This window comes from Plantactinospora solaniradicis, assembly GCF_042658085.1.
Classification (GTDB): Bacteria; Actinomycetota; Actinomycetes; order Mycobacteriales; family Micromonosporaceae; genus Plantactinospora; species Plantactinospora solaniradicis.
This window is the reverse complement of record NZ_JBHSPR010000104.1, coordinates 1-667: the sequence shown is the minus strand read 5'-3', so window position 1 is coordinate 667 and position 667 is coordinate 1. Positions and strand designations below refer to the sequence as shown.

The window sequence follows — 667 nt, the reverse complement described above, 5'->3', positions numbered from 1 at the left end:
GGTCCTCGACGATCAACTCGCCTACTGGCGGCAGCGGTTGACGGGTGTGCCGACGCTGGAACTGCCGACCGACCGACCGCGACCGGCGCAGCGGTCCAGCGCCGGTGCGGTATTCGATTTCCAGATTCCGGCCGAGGTCGTCGACGGTCTGCGCGCGCTGTCCCGGGATGCCGGCGTGTCGATGTTCATGACGGTGTTCGGCGCTTTCAACGTCCTGCTGGGCCGGTACTCCGGTCAGGAAGACATCGTCGTCGGTACGCCGATCGCGAACCGGAACCGGGCCGAGATCGAAGGGCTGATCGGCTACTTCGTCAACACCCTGGTGCTACGCACCGACCTGACCGGCGACCCGACGTTCGCCGAACTGCTCAGCCGGCTCCGTACGGAGACCCTGGCGGCGTACGCGCATCAGGATGTGCCGTTCGAGCAGCTCGTCGACGAACTCGGCGTGGTCCGGGACCGGTCCCGCACACCGCTGTTCCAGGTGCTGTTCAACTACGCCACTGGCGATGGTGAGGACCACACGGTCGAGGACGCGTCCGTCCCGCACCCGATGCCCGTGAAGTTCGACCTGGCGATAACGTTGGCCGAGGCCGGATCCGGGCTGGTCGGGTCGGTGCAGTACAGCACGGTGTTGTTCGACGACGATCGGATGGTTCGTCTGGTC

At 66.3% G+C, this 667-nt stretch carries 1 protein-coding gene; it reads left to right on the top strand.

Going from position 1 to position 667, the window contains the following annotated elements; translation table 11 throughout:
* Nucleotides 1-667 (top strand): condensation domain-containing protein (locus ACFP2T_RS47070; protein WP_377434365.1); only part of this gene is annotated, 667 nt, incomplete at both ends.